The 2,967-nt window shown below is 47.0% G+C and carries 5 protein-coding genes; 2 read left to right on the forward strand and 3 right to left on the reverse strand.

The window, feature by feature from the left end; translation table 11 throughout:
- From QZ302_RS09620 to QZ302_RS09630, 3 genes are all read right to left on the reverse strand, one after another.
- A partial coding sequence (locus QZ302_RS09620; protein WP_294594840.1) for a glycosyltransferase family 2 protein occupies positions 1–293 on the reverse strand: 293 nt, incomplete at its 3' end.
- A 35-nt stretch (positions 294–328) separates the two neighbouring features.
- The gene (locus QZ302_RS09625) at positions 329–1,249 is read right to left on the reverse strand and encodes a glycosyltransferase family A protein (protein ID WP_294594841.1); all 921 of its coding nucleotides are present in this window, start codon (positions 1,247–1,249) and stop codon (positions 329–331) included.
- The gene (locus tag QZ302_RS09630; protein ID WP_294594843.1) at positions 1,239–1,793 is read right to left on the reverse strand and encodes a hypothetical protein; all 555 of its coding nucleotides are present in this window, start codon (positions 1,791–1,793) and stop codon (positions 1,239–1,241) included. Before QZ302_RS09630 ends, QZ302_RS09625 begins: the two co-directional genes overlap by 11 nt.
- 201 nt (positions 1,794–1,994) lie before the next feature.
- Here QZ302_RS09630 and QZ302_RS09635 point away from each other — a divergent pair, with 201 nt between their 5' ends.
- Both QZ302_RS09635 and QZ302_RS09640 read left to right on the forward strand, forming a co-directional pair.
- A complete protein-coding gene (locus tag QZ302_RS09635; protein WP_294594845.1) occupies positions 1,995–2,663 on the forward strand; it encodes an SGNH/GDSL hydrolase family protein in 669 nt (222 codons plus the stop codon).
- Between the two features lie 11 nt (positions 2,664–2,674).
- Positions 2,675–2,967, forward strand: a 293-nt coding sequence (locus QZ302_RS09640; protein ID WP_294594847.1) for a glycosyltransferase family 2 protein, incomplete at its 3' end; no start/stop codon positions are given.

Raw genomic sequence — 2,967 nt, forward strand, 5'->3', positions numbered from 1 at the left:
TCGACCCAATCGTCCGCATCCACAAAACCGATATATTCTCCTCGCGCGATTTCGATTCCTCGGTTTCGTGCTCCTCCCTGACGGACATTCTCTTTCAAGTCGATCACCACTACGTTGGGATATCGGGCTTCGTAGTCGCGCAGAATGGCAATCCCATTATCCGGCGACGCGTCATTGACGCAGATGATCTCAATTCCCTCCAGTGTCTGATTGACCAACGAATCGAGACAGCGAGTTAGAAATTGTTCGGCGTTGTAGCACGGAACGATAACCGAGACTTTGAACGAAGTCATGATGGATGAGCGGATGTTTGATAAGAGTATAGGGACTATTTGCGGCGCATTCGATGTATGGTGCGTTTCGTTATGGCGTGTTTCAAGGCAGATATAAACGCACCGATGGTTTTCTTCACTCCGACGGTTTTCTTCAAGTGTCCGAATATATCTCGAAGATCAGTAAGGTTGCGTGCGGCTAACGCGGTGCCGGCGGTTAGGCGAAGCGATTCTTTTTGTACGTTGCAATATGCTTCTCGTCCCATTTGGGCGGCATATTTTTCCATTATCGTAAACCGGTCGTGGAAGTAGTGCCACGAGGAGCGGTCTTTTGGTGAAATATCCCGTATCGTATTTTGATGCTCGTCAAAGAATCCGTCATAGCCGTCGCGTCCAATCCGGATATAGAGATCGATCTCCGGAGCGTATTCGTAATCAGTATCGTTATATAAAAAGGGAATTCCTGTATGGTCTGCTCGGACGAAGATGGTTTCCGACGGCGGCGGTACTTCGGTCTGTCCATAAATGAACCGGACCAGTTCATTCGAATTCAGGTAACCTTGCCGTTGCCGCGGGCGTAATTGATTTCCGGTGGCGTATACACCGACCTCGGGGCAGGCTGAGAGCTTGTCATAAGCGGTTTGCAGATATTCCGGTCGCCAGCCGTCATCTCCTTCGAGCATAGCGATATAACGCCCCGTTGCGAGTTTTACCGGCTCGTTCCAGTCTTCCACGGTTTTCGGAACATAATCCCGTTGTTCATAACGGTATGGGAACTTATTTGCCTGGTATACTGGTGACTTGAAAAAGCGGTCGATCTCTGCTCGCGAATTATCCCGGCTGCCGCAGTCTATGATTACGAGTTCAAAATCTCGACAAGTTTGTAGTGCGACAGAAGACAGCGCATTGAAGATCGTCTCTCCCCGATTGGTTACGGGCATACAGACGCTAAAAAACGGAGCGGTTTCAATCGACATATTCCAGAATATCAAACAAATTATCGACGAGCGTAATCCCTTCTGTAACCCGTTCACCGGGTTTTAGGTGCTTCGCGTATAAATACACCGGAATGCCTCTTCCGGCTACTGCCTGCGCATATTTCAGTTCGTCTTCGATGTGCAATTCCACGTCCGGATACAGGTCGAGGAAGTCGACGGTACTGTTTTTAAACAGGAGCGTATCGAATGGGATGTCGTTTTTCAGAAGCCAATTGCGGGTCAGTTCATACAGTCCTGGATATGACGGATGGTTCAATGGTCGTGAAGTCGCCATAATAATACCGTATCCTCGCCCGGCGAGCCTGCGTACCAGTTCCGCTCCGGTCGAATCGACAGGCAGATTGGCTTTGAATGCGCTGCGTCGATAATCGTTTTTGTATTCCTTATAGAACGTCTCGCCGTTTTTCGCCTCGTGCACGTTCGGATAACGCACTCCGCACCGGTCGGCCAGATAATCCAGCCAGCATTCCGGATAATCATTCAGAATTCCGTCTATATCACAACTGATCCAGCGTTTGTTCATGGCACTCAAAACTTCGACGAACAGACCAGAGTCCGTTTTATCGTTCGGTTATTCCAACACAGCACTTGCTTAAGCATATCCGTTTTATCGTTCGGTTATTTAGACAGTGATTTCTCGTTAACACAAGCCTCAAACACACTAATTAGGTTTCTATACATATGATCCCTATCTTTGTGATAATAACCGAACGATAAAACGGACATGCTTAAGCGAGTACTGTGTATTAGTGACTCTTTGGGGCTGCCTCGTCCTGGAGTGGATTATACTCAAACATGGTTATCTATGTTACGCGAGCATGTGAAAAATATAGACTTCATCGCTTTATCTCGTAGAGGAGGTACAACGGATATGTTATCTGATTGTAATTATGGAGAATACCTCTCTTTTTATTCCCCCTCCGAAGTGATTCTTCAACTGGGTATTTGTGATTGTTCACCTCGTTATATGCGCACTACATCTTTGGGATATCGTCTGTTGGCCAAGATGCCGAAAGGGGTGCAAAATGTGTTTTGGCCGATTTATAAGAAGTTTGTCAAACGAAGTTTGAACCGAACAGATGTTTCGATAGAGCGGTTTGAACATAATTTAGAAAATTATTTGAATCAGTGCTGTCTGGCAAAGGTTGAACGAGTAATCATTATTAAAGTTGCGACCCCGGGGCCGACGATGGTACGCGCTAATCCTTTGGTCGAGAGATCAGTAGAGAGATATAATGCGATTTATGACCTATTGCCTCGCCGATATCCCTTTGTTACTGTGATCAATCCGCTCTGTTTCGGCCAAGACGAGTATTATGCAGGCGATGGTTATCATCCGAATGAAGCGGGAAATCGTGAAGTCATGCAAGAGCTTCAAAAACTATATGCCTAATCTTCTGGATGATGAAAGAATATAAAGTTTCAGTTATCGTTCCGTGCTACAACGCCGAACAATTTCTAACTCGCTGTCTCGATTCGCTGGTCAATCAGACACTGGAGGGAATTGAGATCATCTGCGTCAATGACGCGTCGCCGGATAATGGGATTGCCATTCTGCGCGACTACGAAACCCGATACCCCAACGTAGTGGTGATCGACTTGAAAGAGAATGTCCGTCAGGGAGGAGCACGAAACCGAGGAATCGAAATCGCGCGAGGAGAATATATCGGTTTTGTGGATGCGGACGATTGGGTCGA

Source organism: uncultured Rikenella sp. (assembly GCF_910579375.1).
Taxonomy (GTDB): Bacteria; Bacteroidota; Bacteroidia; order Bacteroidales; family Rikenellaceae; genus Rikenella.